Source organism: Arthrobacter sp. D1-29, from assembly GCF_054130585.1.
Map to the genome: position 1 here is coordinate 460,541 of NZ_CP096383.1, position 16,904 is coordinate 477,444.

At 63.8% G+C, this 16,904-nt stretch carries 16 protein-coding genes; 8 read left to right on the top strand and 8 right to left on the bottom strand.

The genetic code is table 11. From position 1 onward, the window contains the following. Nucleotides 1-27 precede the first annotated feature (27 nt). Entirely contained in the window at nt 28-849 is an 822-nt protein-coding gene (locus tag M1E17_RS02180) for an aldo/keto reductase (protein WP_457965142.1), read from the bottom strand. A gap of 206 nt (nt 850-1,055) precedes the next feature. On the opposite strand from M1E17_RS02180, the gene M1E17_RS02185 reads away from it, so the two are divergent. Further along, the gene (locus M1E17_RS02185; RefSeq protein ID WP_457965144.1) at nt 1,056-1,952 is read left to right on the top strand and encodes a helix-turn-helix transcriptional regulator; all 897 of its coding nucleotides are present in this window, start codon (nt 1,056-1,058) and stop codon (nt 1,950-1,952) included. A 25-nt stretch (nt 1,953-1,977) separates the two neighbouring features. Here the strand turns inward: M1E17_RS02185 and M1E17_RS02190 are convergent, their stop codons facing one another. Both M1E17_RS02190 and M1E17_RS02195 read right to left on the bottom strand, forming a co-directional pair. After that, nucleotides 1,978-3,825, bottom strand: coding sequence for a glycosyltransferase family 2 protein (locus M1E17_RS02190; RefSeq protein ID WP_457967941.1), 1,848 nt, complete (start codon nt 3,823-3,825; stop codon nt 1,978-1,980). Nucleotides 3,826-3,994: 169 nt separating this feature from the next. Beyond that, nucleotides 3,995-5,311 carry a glycosyl hydrolase gene (locus M1E17_RS02195; RefSeq protein ID WP_457965146.1) on the bottom strand — a complete coding sequence of 439 codons (1,317 nt, stop codon included), beginning with the start codon at nt 5,309-5,311 and terminating at the stop codon, nt 3,995-3,997. Between the two features lie 348 nt (nt 5,312-5,659). On the opposite strand from M1E17_RS02195, the gene M1E17_RS02200 reads away from it, so the two are divergent. Then, entirely contained in the window at nt 5,660-5,875 is a 216-nt protein-coding gene (locus tag M1E17_RS02200) for a hypothetical protein (protein WP_457967942.1), read from the top strand. Nucleotides 5,876-5,961: 86 nt separating this feature from the next. Here the strand turns inward: M1E17_RS02200 and M1E17_RS02205 are convergent, their stop codons facing one another. The 4 genes from M1E17_RS02205 to M1E17_RS02220 all read right to left on the bottom strand — a co-directional run bounded on the left by M1E17_RS02205 (nt 5,962) and on the right by M1E17_RS02220 (nt 9,466). After that, entirely contained in the window at nt 5,962-6,174 is a 213-nt protein-coding gene (locus tag M1E17_RS02205; protein WP_267277444.1) for a dodecin, read from the bottom strand. An 80-nt stretch (nt 6,175-6,254) separates the two neighbouring features. Then, nucleotides 6,255-7,151 (bottom strand): carbohydrate ABC transporter permease, encoded by an 897-nt coding sequence (locus tag M1E17_RS02210; protein WP_457965147.1) that lies wholly within the window; start codon nt 7,149-7,151, stop codon nt 6,255-6,257. 10 nt (nt 7,152-7,161) lie between these two features. After that, nucleotides 7,162-8,115, bottom strand: coding sequence for a carbohydrate ABC transporter permease (locus tag M1E17_RS02215; RefSeq protein ID WP_457965148.1), 954 nt, complete (start codon nt 8,113-8,115; stop codon nt 7,162-7,164). A gap of 46 nt (nt 8,116-8,161) precedes the next feature. Beyond that, a complete protein-coding gene (locus M1E17_RS02220) occupies nt 8,162-9,466 on the bottom strand; it encodes an ABC transporter substrate-binding protein (RefSeq protein WP_457965149.1) in 1,305 nt (434 codons plus the stop codon). Nucleotides 9,467-9,497: 31 nt separating this feature from the next. Here M1E17_RS02220 and M1E17_RS02225 point away from each other — a divergent pair, with 31 nt between their 5' ends. From M1E17_RS02225 to M1E17_RS02240, 4 genes are all read left to right on the top strand, one after another. After that, the gene (locus M1E17_RS02225) at nt 9,498-9,752 is read left to right on the top strand and encodes a hypothetical protein (RefSeq protein ID WP_457965151.1); all 255 of its coding nucleotides are present in this window, start codon (nt 9,498-9,500) and stop codon (nt 9,750-9,752) included. Between the two features lie 74 nt (nt 9,753-9,826). Next, nucleotides 9,827-10,759, top strand: a complete 933-nt coding sequence (locus M1E17_RS02230; RefSeq protein WP_457967944.1) for a DUF6807 family protein — start codon at nt 9,827-9,829, stop codon at nt 10,757-10,759. Next, on the top strand, nt 10,756-12,336 hold the full coding sequence (locus M1E17_RS02235; RefSeq protein WP_457965153.1) for a family 43 glycosylhydrolase: 1,581 nt from the start codon (nt 10,756-10,758) through the stop codon (nt 12,334-12,336). The genes M1E17_RS02230 and M1E17_RS02235 overlap by 4 nt, the downstream gene beginning before the upstream one ends. Continuing rightward, nucleotides 12,333-13,370: a LacI family DNA-binding transcriptional regulator gene (locus M1E17_RS02240; protein WP_457965154.1), complete on the top strand. Its 1,038-nt coding sequence runs from the start codon at nt 12,333-12,335 to the stop codon at nt 13,368-13,370. Before M1E17_RS02235 ends, M1E17_RS02240 begins: the two co-directional genes overlap by 4 nt. A gap of 100 nt (nt 13,371-13,470) precedes the next feature. Here the strand turns inward: M1E17_RS02240 and M1E17_RS02245 are convergent, their stop codons facing one another. Next, nucleotides 13,471-14,181: a FadR/GntR family transcriptional regulator gene (locus M1E17_RS02245; protein ID WP_457965155.1), complete on the bottom strand. Its 711-nt coding sequence runs from the start codon at nt 14,179-14,181 to the stop codon at nt 13,471-13,473. Nucleotides 14,182-14,327: 146 nt separating this feature from the next. Between M1E17_RS02245 and M1E17_RS02250 the strand changes: the two genes are divergently transcribed. After that, a complete protein-coding gene (locus M1E17_RS02250; RefSeq protein WP_457965156.1) occupies nt 14,328-15,809 on the top strand; it encodes a four-carbon acid sugar kinase family protein in 1,482 nt (493 codons plus the stop codon). A 158-nt stretch (nt 15,810-15,967) separates the two neighbouring features. Continuing rightward, the gene (locus tag M1E17_RS02255; protein ID WP_457965158.1) at nt 15,968-16,867 is read left to right on the top strand and encodes an NAD(P)-dependent oxidoreductase; all 900 of its coding nucleotides are present in this window, start codon (nt 15,968-15,970) and stop codon (nt 16,865-16,867) included. Nucleotides 16,868-16,904 lie beyond the last annotated feature (37 nt).

Sequence of the window (16,904 nt, forward strand, 5' to 3'; positions counted from 1 at the left end):
GTGGTGCTCTGTCACCACAGGCGCTGCCTACATTTGCGTGAAGGAGGCGACGGCGGGATCGGCCCCAATGCGCGCACCCGATTCCAGGGCGCTGATGGATTCCAGTTCTTCGTCGCTGAGGACCAGGGACGATGCGGCGAAGTTCTCGCGGAGCCGCGATGGGTTGGCAGATTTTGGAATGACGATATTGCCGGCCGCAAGATGCCAGGCGAGTACTACCTGCGCGGTGGTGGCGTTGTGGTTCTGTGCAATGGCGGTCACTGCGTGACCGTTGAGGTCCCCGCCCTGGCCCAGTGGGCTGTAGGCCTCAACTGCGATGCCGAGCGAACGGCACTTGGCGGCAAGACCTGCCTGCTGGTAGCTCGGGTGGAGTTCTATCTGGTTCACGGCCGGCACGATCTCGGCCGACTCCAGCAGGCTGTCCAAGTGCTCGGCGAGGAAGTTGGACACACCAATGGCACGGACCTGGTTGTTGTTGTAGAGCCGCTCCATCTCCTTCCAGGCCTGGGAATACAGGCCCTGTGAAGGGACCGGCCAGTGAATGAGGTACAGGTCAATGACGTCCAGGCCCAAAGCCTTGCGGCTGTTCTGGAAAGCTTCCTGCGTACGGCCCTGTTCGCCGTTGCGGAGCTTGGTGGTGACGAAGATTTCCTCACGCGGGATGCCCGACGCAGCAAGGGCGGCGCCAACGCCTGCCTCATTCCGATACGCCGCGGCGGTATCGATGTGCCGGTAGCCCGCCTCCAGAGCATCTTCGACAATTCGTTGGGTATCTTCCGGCGGCACCTGGAAAACACCAAAACCCAGCTGGGGGATGGTGACGCCGTTGTTCAGGGTCAGCTCTGACATGGATGGGCTCCTTGCTGGTGGTGAATTCTGCCTGAAATCCCGCCTGACATTGCGGCTTCTGAGAAAGCGCTTTCGGACAGGCTCTGTTCTGAGCCTATGCACTTTTGGCCTCCACGTCAGTACCTAACCTGTCCCTGTTTTTCCTAGGACTCCCAGTCCTACCTTCGTTGTAGAAAGCTGCCACCCAAGGCAGGCAGAATGAGGGGATGGGTCAAAGCGCCGAGTTCGGAAAATTCCTGAAAGCCATGCGGTCCCGCCTAAGCCCGGAGGATGCCGGGACTGACGGCACCGCCGGAGTACGAAGAGTACCCGGGCTCCGGCGCGAGGAAGTAGCGCGGCTGGCAGGGGTCAGCACGGACTATTACATCCGCCTGGAGCAGGGCCGGAACATCCATCCCTCGCGAACGGTCCTTGATTCGGTGTCGCGGGCCCTCCGCCTGGACAGCAGCGAGCACGCGCACATGATGGACCTCCTGGAAAACTGCTCGGGCACCAGCCGAACTCCCGGTCCTCCCCAGGGCGTGCGCCCCGCCCTTCGCCAGCTCCTTGATGCGGTGGGGGACATCCCCGCATTGGTGCTGGGCCGCCGGACCGACGTCCTGGCCGGCAACAGGATGGCATTCCTGTTGTTCACCGACTTCGGGGAGCTCCCCGCCCAGGAGCGGAACCTCACCCGCTGGCTGATTCTGGACCCCCTGGCCAGGGAGCTCTTCAGGGATTGGAAGGCCGTGGCTGCGGAAGCCGCAGGTGCCTTGCGGGTGGATGTGGGACGGCACCCCAATGATCCGCAGGCCAACCAGTTGGTGGGTGAGCTCGCGGTCCACAGCGAGCACTTCCGCCATTGGTGGGCAGGGCACAAGGTAGCCACGCGGTCTGCAGGCACGGTCCGGCTCCACCACCCCGCCGTCGGCGATCTGGAACTGAACTTTGAGAACCTGGTTCTCCCCGACGATCCGGACCAGCTGCTGCGGGTGTTTTCCGCCAAGCCCGGGTCGCCGTCGTCGGACGCCCTGACGCTGCTGGGGAGCCTCGGGGCGGACGGTCAGCAGTCCCGCCAGGGAGTGCACACTGAAGCCCTTCCGCCTGCCGCGGTGGAGGGTTGATCTGGGCTTGCAATGCCTGTTCCGGTCAAGCCCTTGTTCCGGTGAAGCCCTTGTAGAGGGCTGCGCGGATGATGACGCTGAGGATCAGCAGGTCGAAAACAACCCAGGCAATGTTCACCAGGGTCCCGGCGGGCGCGCCCAGCCCGGACAACATTCTGATCAAACCGACGACGGCGGCGAGCAGGAGGGCGGCGATGGCCACGAGCTGGGGCCGGATGAGGGACCAGGGCGGGCCGCCGTCCTGCCGGGTTTTGGGGGTGACAGCGAAGCCGAGGTTGCGGCCGAACAGGACGTTGCCTGCCGCCGTCGTGCAGGCTTTGATCCAGATCGGGAAGAGCGCCACGCTGTACTGCTGGCCGCGCCAGGTTTTCCTGCCCCTGGCCGCCACGAAGAACAGGATCTGGTTGAGGATCAGGAAAGGTATCAGCCTGGCGAAAAAGTCGGTGCTGAACGCGGCGACGGGCATCACGCCGAAGCACAGGAAAATGATGGGCGCAGCGATGTAGACCACCGCGGCGAAACCGGAGAGATAGCTCCACATTGTGGCGAAGTACATCAGGCGCTGCCCCGCCTTGAGCCCCTTTTGGAAGAGCGGGTTTTCGCGCAGGAAAACCTGCATGGTGCCCTGGGCCCACCGCAGCCGCTGGGTCAGCATGGTACGAAGGTCCTCGGGGGCCAGGCCTTTGGCGAGGATTTCATGGTGATAGACGCTTTCCCAGCCTGCGGCGTGCAGACGCATGCAGGTGGCCATGTCTTCGGTGACTGAATTTGTGGCCAGCGGCATCACGGGCAGGGCCTCAAGGTAGCGGTCAACGTCTACCGCCCGGACCAGCTTCTGGACGGGATCGATGGCACTGATGGGCGACCAGTCGCGGCTGGCCAGCCGGTCCACTGCGTCCTCACCGATATCGACCCGGCTGATGCTGCCGGAGATTCCGGCGATAGTATTCAGGTCCGCTGTCATCGAGGCGATGTCCATCGTGACCACGTTCCGTGCGGCCAGGTGCACCTTGCGCTGGAAATCATAGGTGACATTCGCAACGGGATGGTCCGATTTCAGTTCATCACGTGCGCTGCGTACCGCCGATCCGATCTGGTCCAGCGCCATGGCCACGTGGGGTCCGGTGCTGCCGTGCTCGGAGCGAGCCCTGGCAATGACCCTGTCCGCACCTTTCAGGGCCAGCTCAACGGAGGTCCGGACGCCCTGGACATAGCCTGTGACGCCGATCTGCATGAGGGCCTCGCGGCGGATGATGGCGTTGGAGCCGCAGAAGAAGGCGGCGTTCCAGCCGTCCTTGCCTTGTTGGATGGGGCCGTAGAACAGCGGCGCCTGGCTGCCAAGGATGTCGTCGTCCAGGACATTGGCAAACCACTGCGGTGTCTGCACCAGGGCTACGTTGTCATTGCTGAAGTGGCCAAGCATCCGGTGCAGGATGTGCGGCTCCGGGATCTGGTCCGCGTCCAGGATCAGCAGGAACTCACCTTCGGTGGCGGCCAGGGCGTTGTTGAGGTTGCCCGCCTTGGCATGGCGGGGGAGATCGTCCCAGTCCCGTGAGCGGGTGATGTAGCCGACGCCGGCCTCCCGGGCAGCCTGCTGCATGGCCGGCCGTGCGCCGTCGTCCAGGATCCAGGTTTTGTGCGGATAGGTGATGTTCCGGGCGGCCACCGCCGTTGTCATGACCAGATCAACGGGTTCGTTATAGGTGGTGATGAAGACATCCACATCCAGCCCTTCTTCCGCGGCCGGGGGAGCAGGCCGCTGACGCAGCCGCCACATGGTGACCCCGAAAAGGAAGGCGTTTATCAGGCTGTAGGTCTCCACCATGGCCAGCGGCACACTGATCCAGGCCGCGGCCCAGTTCACGGAGAACATCCACCGCCACAGGATGTAGTTCACTCCCAGGACGATGGTGAGTGCGGTCAGGATCCTGACTACCAGCTGGTGATTCACAGCGTTCCCCTTTCACGCTTCAGGTCCGGCTCCAGCCGCGCCGCACTCTGCCCGGTTTGCCGGTGCAGGTGCGGTGCGGCTGGGAGGTACATCAGTTCCTGGCAGCCAGGGCAGCCGCGAGGGCGCTCGCCGAGGACGTGGAGCTGTTGATCCGCCAGTCCACTTCCTTGTTGTGATGGAACCAAACCAGCGCTGTGATGTCCGGCTGGGCCACAAGGTAGGAGACGAGCGCAGTGTTCCAGTTTGCTTTCGACCCGCCGGCTTCAGCAGACCCCGTCTCGGAGATCATGATCGGCTTGCCCGGGGCCAGGCTGCGAAGGGCGGTCAGTCCCTCACCGAACAGCGATGCCGGCGACGTCCAGGTGCTCCAGGATGCGGAGGTTCCCCAGTTGTAGCCGTCCAGTGAAACGGCGTCGACATACCCGGCACCTGGATACAGCCCGGCCAGAGGCGTTGAACCCCAGTAGGGAACGTTGGGGCTCCAGACCCACTGCACGTTGCTGGCTCCGGTTGCGGCCACTACGTCGTGGACGTGCCGCCAGGCGGCCACATAATCCCCGGCCTGGTTGCCGTTGGCGGACTCCGCCCAGGGATACCAGTTGCCGTTCATCTCGTGAGCAAACCTGAGCATTACCGGCTTACCCCACGATGCCAGCGCCGTGCCCCACTTGGCGATGTAGGTGTCGTAGTCTCCGGCGGTGATCCGGTCCAGTGCGAAGGCCGGCTGATTGGCGCCGTTTCCGCCCCACAGCCAAGGTTCCCAGGTGACCAGGCTCGTGGCTCCGCGGGCGTTGACTGCATTCAGTTCTGCGATGGGAGCGGCCTGGCCAAAGTCCTTGTACGACATAACGATGGACGGGCTTTCGTTCACCAGGGTGGCCACGGCGTCGAGTTCGCTGGCAGCCCAGGGGCCTCCGGGCGTGGACACACCAAACCGCAGGGAGTCGGAACTGATGGGAGGCGTGGTGGTTGCCGTTGTGGTTCCTGTCTTGGTTCGGGCTGCCATGGTAACCGGCGCTTCCGCAACGGCAAGGGCGCTGTCCTTGCCAGCCGTGGTGGAAGCCGGGCTGTACGTCACGGCGTACGGTGCCGATGCGGAACGGGGCCCTGTCTTCGCAGTGACCACAACGTTGGCGGCCGATGTGGGCGGGATGGTCACCGAGGCGGAAAACGATCCCGTGGCACTGGTGGTGATGGGAACAGTGTTGGTTCCGGCAGTCAGCGTACCGGGGCTCTGCCGGGCGAAGCCGGACCCTGTCACTGTGACTGAGGATCCAGCCGGGCCCGCCGAGGCGCTCAGGCTGATTTCGGCGCGGCCGGCTGCCTGGGCCGGTGCCGCTATGCCGAACAGAACTGCCAGTGACAGGATCACGCCGGGCACGACCCATCGAACGAAAGAATGACGCATGAATACTCCCAGCAAGAGCGGAATCAGGCCCCGGCGGGGCAAGAGTGTGCCGGGCGCCTGTTCCCTTTGCCGGCCGGTACCGACCATTGGATCCGGTCCGACCTTTGGATAAGCGGCCCCAGACCATGGTGGCAAAGCGTCAGGGCGGGCGATAGGTAGTTGGCCCAATCCTCAGGAAACCCTGTGGAACCCGAACCGATCCTTGGGAGATCCTGCGAAATCGAGGCCCGGCTGTGCAGTTGGCCAGCATGCCTCAGCGATTCTGGCCACCAGCCCATTGGGAGGCGGGCGGGCCGTTTCCTAGGCTTGAAGTACACATTTTTTCTTCACCAAGGATGGTCTTCAATGATGAAACGCATCGCCCTGCTCAAGGAACGCCAGGCCCCCGGCGACGGACAGGGTCCGGCGCCCACCGGTTCGCACTGCCCTGCCTCTGGACTTTGGGCACCCGGCTCGGACCCCCAGGCCGTGCAGCTGATCTTCGAGGGCCAGGTCTTCCCGGCTTTCGACGGCGTCCCCACCGTATGGCGCCGGTGCGCGGCCGGAACTGTGTCGGCCGGTTAGCCTCCTTCTTAAACGCCAACTGACTCGCAGTTAACGTCCTCAAAATGCTTTTTAGCGACGTAAACTGCGAGTCAGTTGGGCAGGAACTAGTGTTCTTCCAGCCGGAAACCGAGCTTGATGGTGACTTGCCAGTCGGCGATCTGACCGTTTTCCAGGTGGCCGCGGATCTCCTTCACTTCGAACCAGTCCAGGTTGCGGAGGGTCTGGGACGCCTTGGCGATCCCATTCCGGACGGCGTCGTCCACGCCCTGGGTTGAGGTACCGACAATTTCAGAAATGCTGTACGTGTGATTGGACAACTTCGCTCCTCGTGATCGCCTTCGATTCCCGGTTGCGGGTCCTTGAAGACTAGTAGGACTTCCCGAGCATTGGCCAGAGCTTACTTGAGCCCAGTGGTGGCGATGCCGTTGATGAGGTACTTCTGGCCCGCGATGAAGAAGCCGATGATAGGGGCGATGGAAACCACGGACATGGCAAACATTGGGCCCCACATGCTTTGGCCCTCGGAGTCCATAAACGCCCGTAGCGCCAGCGGGACCGTGTAGAGGTCCTGGTTCTGGATGTAGAGGAGTGGCCCGAAGAACTCGTTCCAGGTGGAGATGAAGGTGAAGATGGCGGTGGTGGCCATGGCCGGCACGCACAGGGGGAGGATGACCCGGAGGAACGTCCGGAACGGGCCGCAGCCGTCGATCTGCGCGGCGTCGTCGAGCTCCTTGGGCAGTGCCTTCATGAACTGGACCATGAGGAAGATGAAGAACGCGTTGGTGGCCATGAAGTTCGGCACTATCAGCGGCAGGTAGGTATCCAGCCAGCCCAGCTGGGAAAAAATAATGTACTGCGGCACCAGGAGCACGTGGCCCGGCAGCATCAGGGTTCCCAGCATGAGGGCGAAGAACAGCTTCCGGCCGGTGAACTCCATCCGGGCGAAGGCGTAGGCGGCCAAGGCGCACGAGAAGATGTTGCCCACAATGGAGAACACCACAACAATCAGCGAGTTGACCAGGTAGACGTGGAAAGGCTGGTTCAGGGCGGTCCAGCCCTGTTCATAGTTGCTGAAGTCCCAGTTTTCCGGCCATAGTCCGAGCTGCCGGAAGATGTCGTTGCTGGGCTTGAACGAGCTTGAGATGAGCCACAGCAGCGGGTACAGCATCAGTAGGCCAACCAGGCACAGGATCAGGTGCCGTGAGAAGCGTGTCCCGGTGGTCCCGGTGAGCGCGTCCTCCGCGGGCACGTCCTTCTTTTGCTTGTTCTTGAGTGGTAGTTCGAGGAGAGCCATAGCGGTTGCCTTAGTTGTCGTAGAAGACCCAGAACTTGGATGCGATGAAGTTGATGGCAGTGAAAATCGCAATGATCATCAGCAGCAGCCACGCCATGGCCGAGGCATACCCCATCTCGAACTCGGTAAAGCCCTTCTGGTACAGGTAGAGGTTGTAGAACAGCGTGGAATCTGCCGGCCCGCCGGTTCCGCCGCTCATCACATAGCCCTGGGTGAAGGTCTGGAAGGAGCCGATCAGCTGCATGATGAGGTTGAAGAAGATGATGGGGCTGATCAGCGGCAGGGTGATGTTGCGGAACTGGCGCCAGCTGGAGGCGCCATCGATGGACGCAGCCTCGTAGTACATGGAAGGCACCTGCCGCAGGCCGGCGAGGAAGATTACCATCGGCGAACCGAACGTCCACACATTCAGGACGATCAGGGTGCTCAACGCGAATTCGGGATCTGTAACCCACGCCGGGCCCTGGATTCCGAGGAGACCCAGGGCGCCGTTGACGATGCCATTGTTGCCGAAGATGTAGCGCCACAGCATCACGATCGCGACGCTGCCACCGAGCAGGGACGGCAGGTAGTAAACGGAGCGATAGATCGCCAGGCCCTGGAGGCCGCGGTTCAGCACAAGGGCTATCAGCAGGGCCACTGCCAGGGAGATGGGCACAGAAACGAACGTGTAGATAAACGTGACCTTCAGGGACTGCAGGAGCCGCGGGTCCTCGAACATCGCCTGGAAGTTTGCCAGGCCTACGAAGTTCGGCTCCGTGAACAGGTTGTAGTCCGTGAATGCCAGGTACAGCGAGGCGAAGAACGGAATGATGGTGAACAGCATGCCCAGGAACCATGGCAGCAGGAACAAATAGCCCGAACGCTGGTTGGTACGGCGCGAGTTACCCCGCCTGCGCTGTCCGCCGGACTGCTCTGCCAGCGCAGCGGCTGAGCCGGGGACCTGCTTGGTCAGCACTGACATGCGTCAGGCTCCTATCTGCATATCGGGGGATCTGAACAACGGACGGTTACTTGTTGATGGCTGCATTGCTCTTCTCGAGGAAGGTCTTCGCGGCGTCAGCAGGGGTTACGCGGCCGAACTCGACTTCGGTGGCCAGTTGCTTGAGGGTGTCGGCCACCACGCTTGCGCCCTTGGGGTACACATATGCAGGGGCCAGGTCGTCTTCCTGAATGGCGGCCACCATGTCCACGAAGGCGATGTCGTCCTTGCTTAGTTTTGGCTTGATGGCGTCCGCAACTTCCGGATTAATGGGCACCCCGCGCTGGGTGAGCGTTTCCGCAGCTCCGTCTGCATCGTTGATCAGGAAGTTCAGCAGTTTTGCAGCTTCCTTGGGATGCTTCGACTTGGCAGCAATGGACCAGAGCATGCTGGGATCCGCTGAGTAGCCGCGGCGTTCCTCGGTGGTTTCACCGGGCATACGGAGCAGGAGCACGTTGCCGCCGGCAGCTTCGTTGTAGGCCTTGTAGTTGTTGATCGGAATGATCTGCGAGGCGACGGTTCCCTTGGCGAGGTACGACTGGGCGGCTGAGCCGCCGATCTGCTCAAAGAAGCCTGCCGGCGGATAGCCTCCGGCACTGCGAAGGTCAACGCTGTACTGGAACCACTCCCTTATGGTCTCCTCGCTGACCCCGAGCTTGTTGTCCTTGGTGTAGAAGTCCTCGCCGCGCTGCCTGGCGAACAGAATGGGACCGGTTTCGGTGGCAACGTCATAACCGGCCCCGTATACCTTGCCCTCGGTCTTCTGCGTGACTTCGGTGGCGAACTTGGCGTAGTCCTCCCAGCTCCAGATCTTGTCGTCTGGGATGGTGACGCCGGCCTCGTCCGTAATGGTCTTGTTGACCACCATGCCGATAGTGGTCACGCCTGTGGCCAGGCCGTAAAGCTTGCCATCCACTTCACCCCGACTTTGGATGGTGTCCGGGATGTCTGCCAGGTCGAGTTCCTGCATGGACCTGAGGTCTGCGAGCGTGCCGCGCTGGGCATACTCCAGCAAGCTGCGGTTTGCCATGTTCAGGACGTCCGGTGGATTGCCACCCGCGAAACGGGTGGCCAGCTTGTCCGCGTACGGTCCGCTGTCCTGATACTCGCTCTTAACGGTGATGCCGGGATTCTTCTCCTCGAAGATCTTGATTGCCGCATCGGTCATCTTGGCGCGGTTGGAGTCGCCCCAGTACACGAAGTTCAGCTCCACATTGCCGCCGGAACTGGGCGAGGATGCCCCGCCGCAACCGCTGAGGGCCAGGCCCGCGGCGGTCACCGCTGCACCCAGGATGATCCTGCGCGGGATGGGGGTGCTTGCTGTCTTCTTCATTGAATGACGCCTCTCTGGAGGTGCAGTTGTTATGGACGCTGGACTATCACAAGGCGGAAAGTTTCTGGACAAATCAATCAGAAATGCGGCCCCGATCCTTCTGAGCAAACCTTGGGGCTTCTCGGAGGAAAATATGAGTAAACGATTTCTAGCAAGAAAACCTTGTGACTGTCAACACAATTCTTTAGGGCTCGAGGAGCTGGTGAACGAGAAACTTTCTGTATTGCTTGCCGAAGACTTTCTGGATGGCTATGCTGATCCCCACACCGCTGATTCCCAAACCTGATCCCATACGTGGTTTCCGCATCGCGTCGTGGCCACTGCCAATGATCAGGAAACAAACCAGAAGGAGGTCCCTTGGTGGTCCCCTCCCCGTCGGCTGCCCTGGCCGCGGACCAGCCCCCTGCCGGGCAGTCCCTGGTGACGCACTGCACCGGACGGGCGCTGCCAATCACGAGCGCCCCACGGCCATACCTGCACCCGATAATGTCCCTCGCCGGTACCACCGTCACCGACGCGGAGCCGGCGGACCATCCCCATCACCTGGGGCTGTCACTCGCCTTCTCGGATGTCAACGGAACCAACTTCTGGGGCGGGTCCACTTTTACGCGGGGCGGCGGGCCCGTGCTGCTACCGAATCACGGCACCCAGGTCCCGTGGGGATGGCAGCACACCGCCGGCGGAGCAGCAGGGAATGTCACCTGGCGGTCAGAGAGCGGAAAGGAAGTCGCTCTCGAACGGCGAAGCTTCCACTACCTCAGCCATCCCGACCCCAAAACCTGGAGCCTCTCCGTGGCCTCGGTGATGGTTCCGGGAGCCGGCGTGAAGGAGCTGGTGGTGTCGTCGTCGGCCGTTAAGGGCCGGAACGGTGCCGGCTACGGTGGAATCTTCTGGCGGTTCGGCGCATGCGCCGGTGAGCCGGTGATCCTCTCCGCTGCCGGTCACGGTGAAAGTGCCGCCCACGGTTCGACGTCATCCTGGCTTTCCATCTCCATGAGGATCGATGGCGCACCCGTCGGCGTGGTCCTCTCCCAGGACGTCCTTGAGCCCCGAATCCATGCCCGGGACGGCGAAGGCCTCCTCCCGTGGTTCGTCCGGGCGGACGGCTACCTCGGCGCAGGGCCCGCCGTGGCGTGGGCCGAACCGGCACGTGCCACCAGCTCCCGTCCTTTGAGGCTGGCCCTCAACGCTGTGATCCACGACGGCCCGGTGGAGACCAGCGCCCACGCCCTTGACCTTCTTCAGCAGCACCCCCGAATCAGCCATACCAGGACACCCGACAGGACACCATGACAACCCGGCCCCCCACGCCCCTCTACACCAACCCCGTCCTGAACGGTGACTGGCCGGACCCGGACGCCGTACAGGTCGACGGGACCTACTACCTCATCGCCTCAAGCTTCAACCGCGTGCCCGGTTTGCCTGTCCTGCGGTCCCGGAACCTCGTGGACTGGGAACATGCCGGACACGCGCTCGCCGAACTGCCGCAAGGCAGCCACTACTCCCTGGTCCGGCACGGGAGCGGAGTGTGGGCGCCGGCGCTCAGGTATCACAACGGCCGCTTCTGGATTTTCTACCCGGACCCTGACCACGGCATCTTTGTGCTCAGCGCGGAAAGGGCAGAAGGGCCGTGGAGCGCGCCGCACCTGCTCTACGCCGGGCGCGGCCTCATTGATCCCTGCCCGCTGTGGGACGAGGACGGCGAGGCCTATCTCGTGCACGGTTGGGCCCAAAGCCGGATCGGCGTCAAAAACAGGCTCACCGTCCATCGGATGAGCCCGGACGCCGGCAGGCTCCTTGACAATGGCATCCACGTGATCAATGGTGCCGACCTGCCCGGCTACACCACCCTTGAGGGCCCGAAGTTCTACAAGCGCGACGGCTGGTATTGGATCTTTGCACCGGCAGGTGGCGTGGCAACGGGATGGCAGTCCGTGTTCCGCTCGCGGTCGCCGTTCGGCCCCTATGAGGAGCGCCGGGTGCTGGAGCAGGGGGAAACGGCAGTCAACGGACCCCACCAGGGGGCGTGGGTGACCACGCCTGAGGGCGAGGACTGGTTCCTACATTTCCAGGACCGCGGCCCCTTCGGCCGCGTGGTCCACCTCCAGCCGATGGGCTGGGGCGCCGACGGCTGGCCCTGGATGGGAGAAACCCCTGACGACGGCGGCACTGGAGTTCCGGTGGCCAGCCATACCTACCCGGCCGGTACCGTCCCTGAAGACGTGGCTCCGCCGACGAGTGACAACTTCACTTCCCCGTGGCTGGGGCCACAGTGGCACTGGCAGGCGAATCCGCTGGAATCGTGGTCGTTCCAGGGCGGGGGAGGGCAGCTGGTCCTCCGTCCGCAGGCCAATGATCCCGTGAACCTTCGGGAGCTGCCCAACGTCCTGGGCCAAATCCTTCCCGGCACGCCGTCTACCTTCACCACTGTGCTGGAGCTGGCTGATGTCCCGGAGGGCACCCGCGCCGGAGTGGTGGTTCTGGGTCAGCAGTACGCGTGGCTGGGCATCATCCGGACCACCAACGGCTACGTCCTGGGGAGCGGAAGGGGCGGAGAAGGCCCGCACGAACAACCGCTCGGGCGCCGGGTTCCCCTGGACAGCCCCAGGATTGAGCTCCAGATCCGCACTGACGGGACTCCCCGCTCCACCTTTGCCTGGCGGTCAGGGGCTGGCGAACCCTGGGAAGTGCAGGGCTGGAACTTCGATGTTGTCCAGGGGAAGTGGATCGGCGCGGAGCTCGGGCTGTTCGCCACGTCACCGCTGGGCTCGCAGGAAAAGGGCAGTGTTATCGTTGGACCCGTGCGGGTGGATACTGTGCCGGTGAGCCGGCCGGCTCCCCGGCATTACGCCGCAACCTCCTCCACATGACCGCAAGGACCGCCCCGTTGACCCCCACTCCGCGTCCCAAGATCGCCGACGTGGCCGCAGCGGCAGGCGTCTCAGTTCCCACGGTGTCCAAAGTCCTCAACGGCCGGTCGCACGTTTCCGAGGCCACCCGCGCCCGGGTGCGGAAGGCCTTGGAAGAGCTCGACTACACCAAGCGGAATGTCCCCGCCGCCCAGCCGGGGCTTCTCCAGCTGGTGGTCAACAACTTCGATTCACCCTGGGTGCTGGAGATCATGGAGGGCGCGGAGGCGGCGGCTGCGCGGCTCGGCTACTCCGTTGTCTACACAAGGGCTGAGCACGCGAACGCCGAGAACTGGCGCAAGCTCCGGGAATCCTCAGCCAACCGGCTCGCCGGGGTGGTGCTGCTCGCCCCGCGGACCGGCTCACGGCTGGTTACCACCCTGCGCAGCCTCAACATTCCCGCGGTTGCTGTGGACCCCGAGGGCAGCGAGGGGCTCACCATTCCCAGCGTCAGCCCGGCGTCGTTCTCCGGAGCACTTTCAGCGGTGGGGCACCTTCTGGGACTTGGGCATCGCAGGATTGCCATCATCACCGGCCGCGGCCATGGTTCCGGGCACAGCCGGGCACGGTATGCGGCGTACGCCGCCGCCTTGCATGAGGCCGGGCTGCCGGTCCTGCCGGAACTGGTACGCGACGGCGATTTCAGCATTGAGGCGGGAGTCCGGCATGGCGGGGACCTTTTGGACCTGGCCCAGCCTCCCACCGCCATTTTCGCTGCCAACGATCTCCAGGCGCTCGGTGTGATGAACGCCGCCGCCCAGCGCTCGCTGAAGGTGCCGGCGGACCTCAGCATTGTGGGTTTTGACGACATCGCCCAGGCCGCGCTGATGTCGCCGCCCCTCACCACCGTTCGGCAGCCGCTGGCCCACCTGGCGTCCATGGCCGTGGGTATTCTGGCCGAGCAACAGGAGCAGCAGGGCCCCGCCGTTCCGGCGGCATTGGAACTTGCCACCGAACTGGTGGTCAGGGGAACCACCGCCCGGCCTTCACGTTAGGCGTCCCTGAACCTTAAACCCTTGGAGTTTTTGTCCAGTTGTGGCGACTTCAGCGCCCCGGAAGTCGCCGGATCTGGACAAAAACTCCAGCGCCTGGGCCTTAGACCTTGGGCGCACCCAGCACCAGGTTCTTGAGGTCGTCGAGGGTCTGCTGCATGTGGTCATCCATGGCTTGCCGGGAACGTGAGGGGTCCCTGGATTCCAGGGCTTCAGCGATGTTCTGGTGGTGCGCGATGGCGTGGACCTGGATCTCCGGCACTGCCGACGTTTCGGCCCGGCGCTTGGCGAGCACGCGGTGCAGCGGTTCGAAGAGTACCGCCACAAAAACATTCTCGGACGCGTGCAGGATCAGGTCGTGGAAGGCGAGGTCGGCTTCCACAAACGCGGGGAGGTCGTTGACTTCGTTGGCCGCGCGCATTGCGGCCACGCACTTGTAGAGCGCCTCAACGTCTGCGTCCCCAATCCGGCCGGCGGCCAGCTCGCAGGCTCCCGTCTCCAGCATCCGGCGCAATTCGATGAGCTGCACGGAGGCGTCAGCCTCATTTTTCCCTTCGGAGGCCGCACGCAGCACTGCCTCGAGCGACGCCCAGCGGTTGAGCGGGTTCACAAAAGTGCCGCGCCCGCGCTCGACGCTGAGGATGCGCTGCGCCTCAAGGGTTTTCATGGCCTCGCGCACCGTCATCCGGCTGACTTCATGTTTGGCACTGAGTTCAAGCTCGCCGGGCACGCTGGCTCCTGGCGGGAACTCTCCGGCGATGATCCGGTCCAGAAGCTCGTCGGCGACTACGCCCACCAGTGATTTCCGTGCCATGCTTCCCCCTCGTCGCCTGCTTAAATATGTCTGACAAGTCTACTTGCGCGTTCGAATGTGGTGTGCCACACTATCTCTAAATGTTAGATGTCAGACATCTTACAGATGCGTTTCGGATGAATGACTAGACCCACAATGGAGTGACAGTGAAGCTTGAAGCAGACGTCTTGGCCGCCTTTCCGGCCGAGGTCCGGATCCCAGCCAGGCTGGTTGCCGAAACCCTCGCCGCGTCCAATGCAGAAACTCCCAGCATCCTGGTAGTGCTCGACGACGACCCCACAGGAACGCAGTCCGTTGCGGATCTTCCTGTGCTGACCAGCTGGGATGTGGAGGACTTCACCTGGGCCTTTGCCCAGGCCAAGCCGGCCGTTTACGTCTTGACGAACACCCGGAGCCTGGACCCGGCACAGGCGGCTGCCAGGAACGCCGAGATAGTCCGCAACGCGCTGGCCGCCGCCGCGGATGACGCGCTCCGGCTCCGCTTTGTCAGCCGCAGCGATTCCACCCTCCGCGGCCACTACCCGCTTGAGCCGGACGTCATCGCGGCCACCGTCGCCGAGGTGAGCGGTGAAGACACCGACGGTGTGGTGCTGGTTCCCGCTTTTCCCGACGCCGGCCGCGTCACCATCGGCGGCGTGCACTACATGCGCGGAACAGGGGAGGACGCCGGCCTTCTCACGCCGGTATCGGAGACTGAATTCGCCAGGGACGCAAGCTTCGGCTTCGCCAACTCCGAGATGGCCAAGTATGTGGAGGAGAAGTCAAAGGGCCGCTTCGCAGCCGAATCCGTGATTGTCCTGGATCTCACCACCATCCGTGCCTCGGAAGACCCGCAGGTCACCGCCGCAGCCATCGCCGATGCCATTGCGCCAGCCACCCACTCCACGCCCATCGTCGCGGACATCGTTACCGAGAACGATCTTCGCTCCCTGTCCCTGGGCCTGGAAGAGGCTGAACGGCGCGGCAAGAAGCTGCTGTACCGCGTAGGCCCTCCGTTTGTCCGTGCCCGCATTGGCCAGGAGATCCGCACCGAACTCAGCGGGGCCGAAGCCTACGCCGGAAACACGCCCTCGGTGGCGGGCGGCCTGATCGTCGTCGGTTCGCACGTGGGTGTCACCACACGTCAGCTCAAGGCCCTCACGGACCAGCACAGCGCCGCGCGGATCGTGGAAATCGATGCCGAGAAACTGCTTGCCGCCGAAACCGAAACAGGCAGCGCAGCTTCCTACCTGGACGAAACAGTGGACACGGTAGTGGACGCGCTCCACGACGGCGACGTCATCGTCCATACCAGCCGCCTGCTCATCAAGACCGATGACCCAGCCGAAAGCCTGCGGATCGCACGCACGGTGTCCGCCGCCGTCGTCGCCGTGGTGAACGGGACACTGAAGACCTTTCCGCCGCGTTTTGTCATTGCCAAGGGCGGCATCACCTCCTCGGACGTTGCCGCACACGGGCTCGAAATCAGGCACGCGATCGTCCGGGGGCCCATGCTTCCGGGCATCGTCTCGCTCTGGGAGCCGGTGGACGGTCCCGCGAAGGGCATTCCGTACATCGTGTTCGCGGGCAACGTAGGGGACGACGACTCCCTGGCCCAGGTCACCCGCAAGCTCAGCAACACCTTCTAGTCCCCACCGGCTCCCAACCCTCGCAAGCTCGGGCCGGGTCCCTCGCCGGCGTGGGCCCACCACCGGCTCCCAACCCTCACAAGCTCGGGCCGGGTCCCTCGCCGGCGTGGGCCCACCACCGGCCCCCTCTAGCCACCACGTATTCAATGGAGAAAACAATGTCTGCAAACTACAAAGTCACAGTTCTAGGCCTTGGTGCCATGGGCCTGCCCATGGCCACGCGCCTGGCAAGCCAGCTCACCGTCCACGGCTTCGACATTGCCGAGCCGCGCCTGGCGCTCGCCGAAGAAGCCGGAATCCACACGTTCGGCTCCGCCCGCGAAGCTTCCAAAGGCGCCAACGCCCTGCTGCTCGCGGTCCGCAACGGCGAACAGCTCAACGATGTCCTCTTCGGCGAAAACGGCGTGGCCTCCGTGCTCGAGCCGGGCGCCGTGGTGATCCTCGGCAGCACAGTAGGCACGGAAGCCATTCCAGCCACCGTAGACCGCCTGGCCGAATACGGCGTCGAGCTTGTTGACGCGCCCCTGTCCGGCGGGCCCAAGCGCGCCGGCGAAGGCGACCTGCTGATCGTCGTGGGCGCCTCGCCCGAAGCCCAGGAAAAGGCCCGGCCCGTGCTGGAACTGCTGGCCTCTACCCTGACCATCGTGGGCGACAAGCCCGGCGACGGCCAGGCGCTCAAGACCGTCAACCAGCTCCTGTGCGGCATCCACATCGCCGCCGCCGCAGAAGCGATGGCCCTTGCCGACGCGCTCGGCCTTGACCAGGCCAAGACCCTCGCCGCCCTGGAAGCCGGCGCGGCCGGGTCCTTTATGCTCTCCAACCGCGGCCCCCGCATCCTGGAGGCTTACACGGAGGACGGCGCCGAAGTCCTCAGCCGCCTGGACATCTTCGTCAAGGACATGGGCATCGTGGGCAAGGCCACCCGCGCCGCCGGACTGGCAGCCCCCGTTGCCGCCGCGGCAGAACAGCTCTACCTCCTCGGCCAGGCCCAGGGCCTCGCCGCAGCCGACGACTCCGCCGTCATCAAGGTTGTAGCGCCCACAAAGCGCACCTCCTAACCCCGGGAGTTTTTGTCCATTTGTGGCGACTTCCGAC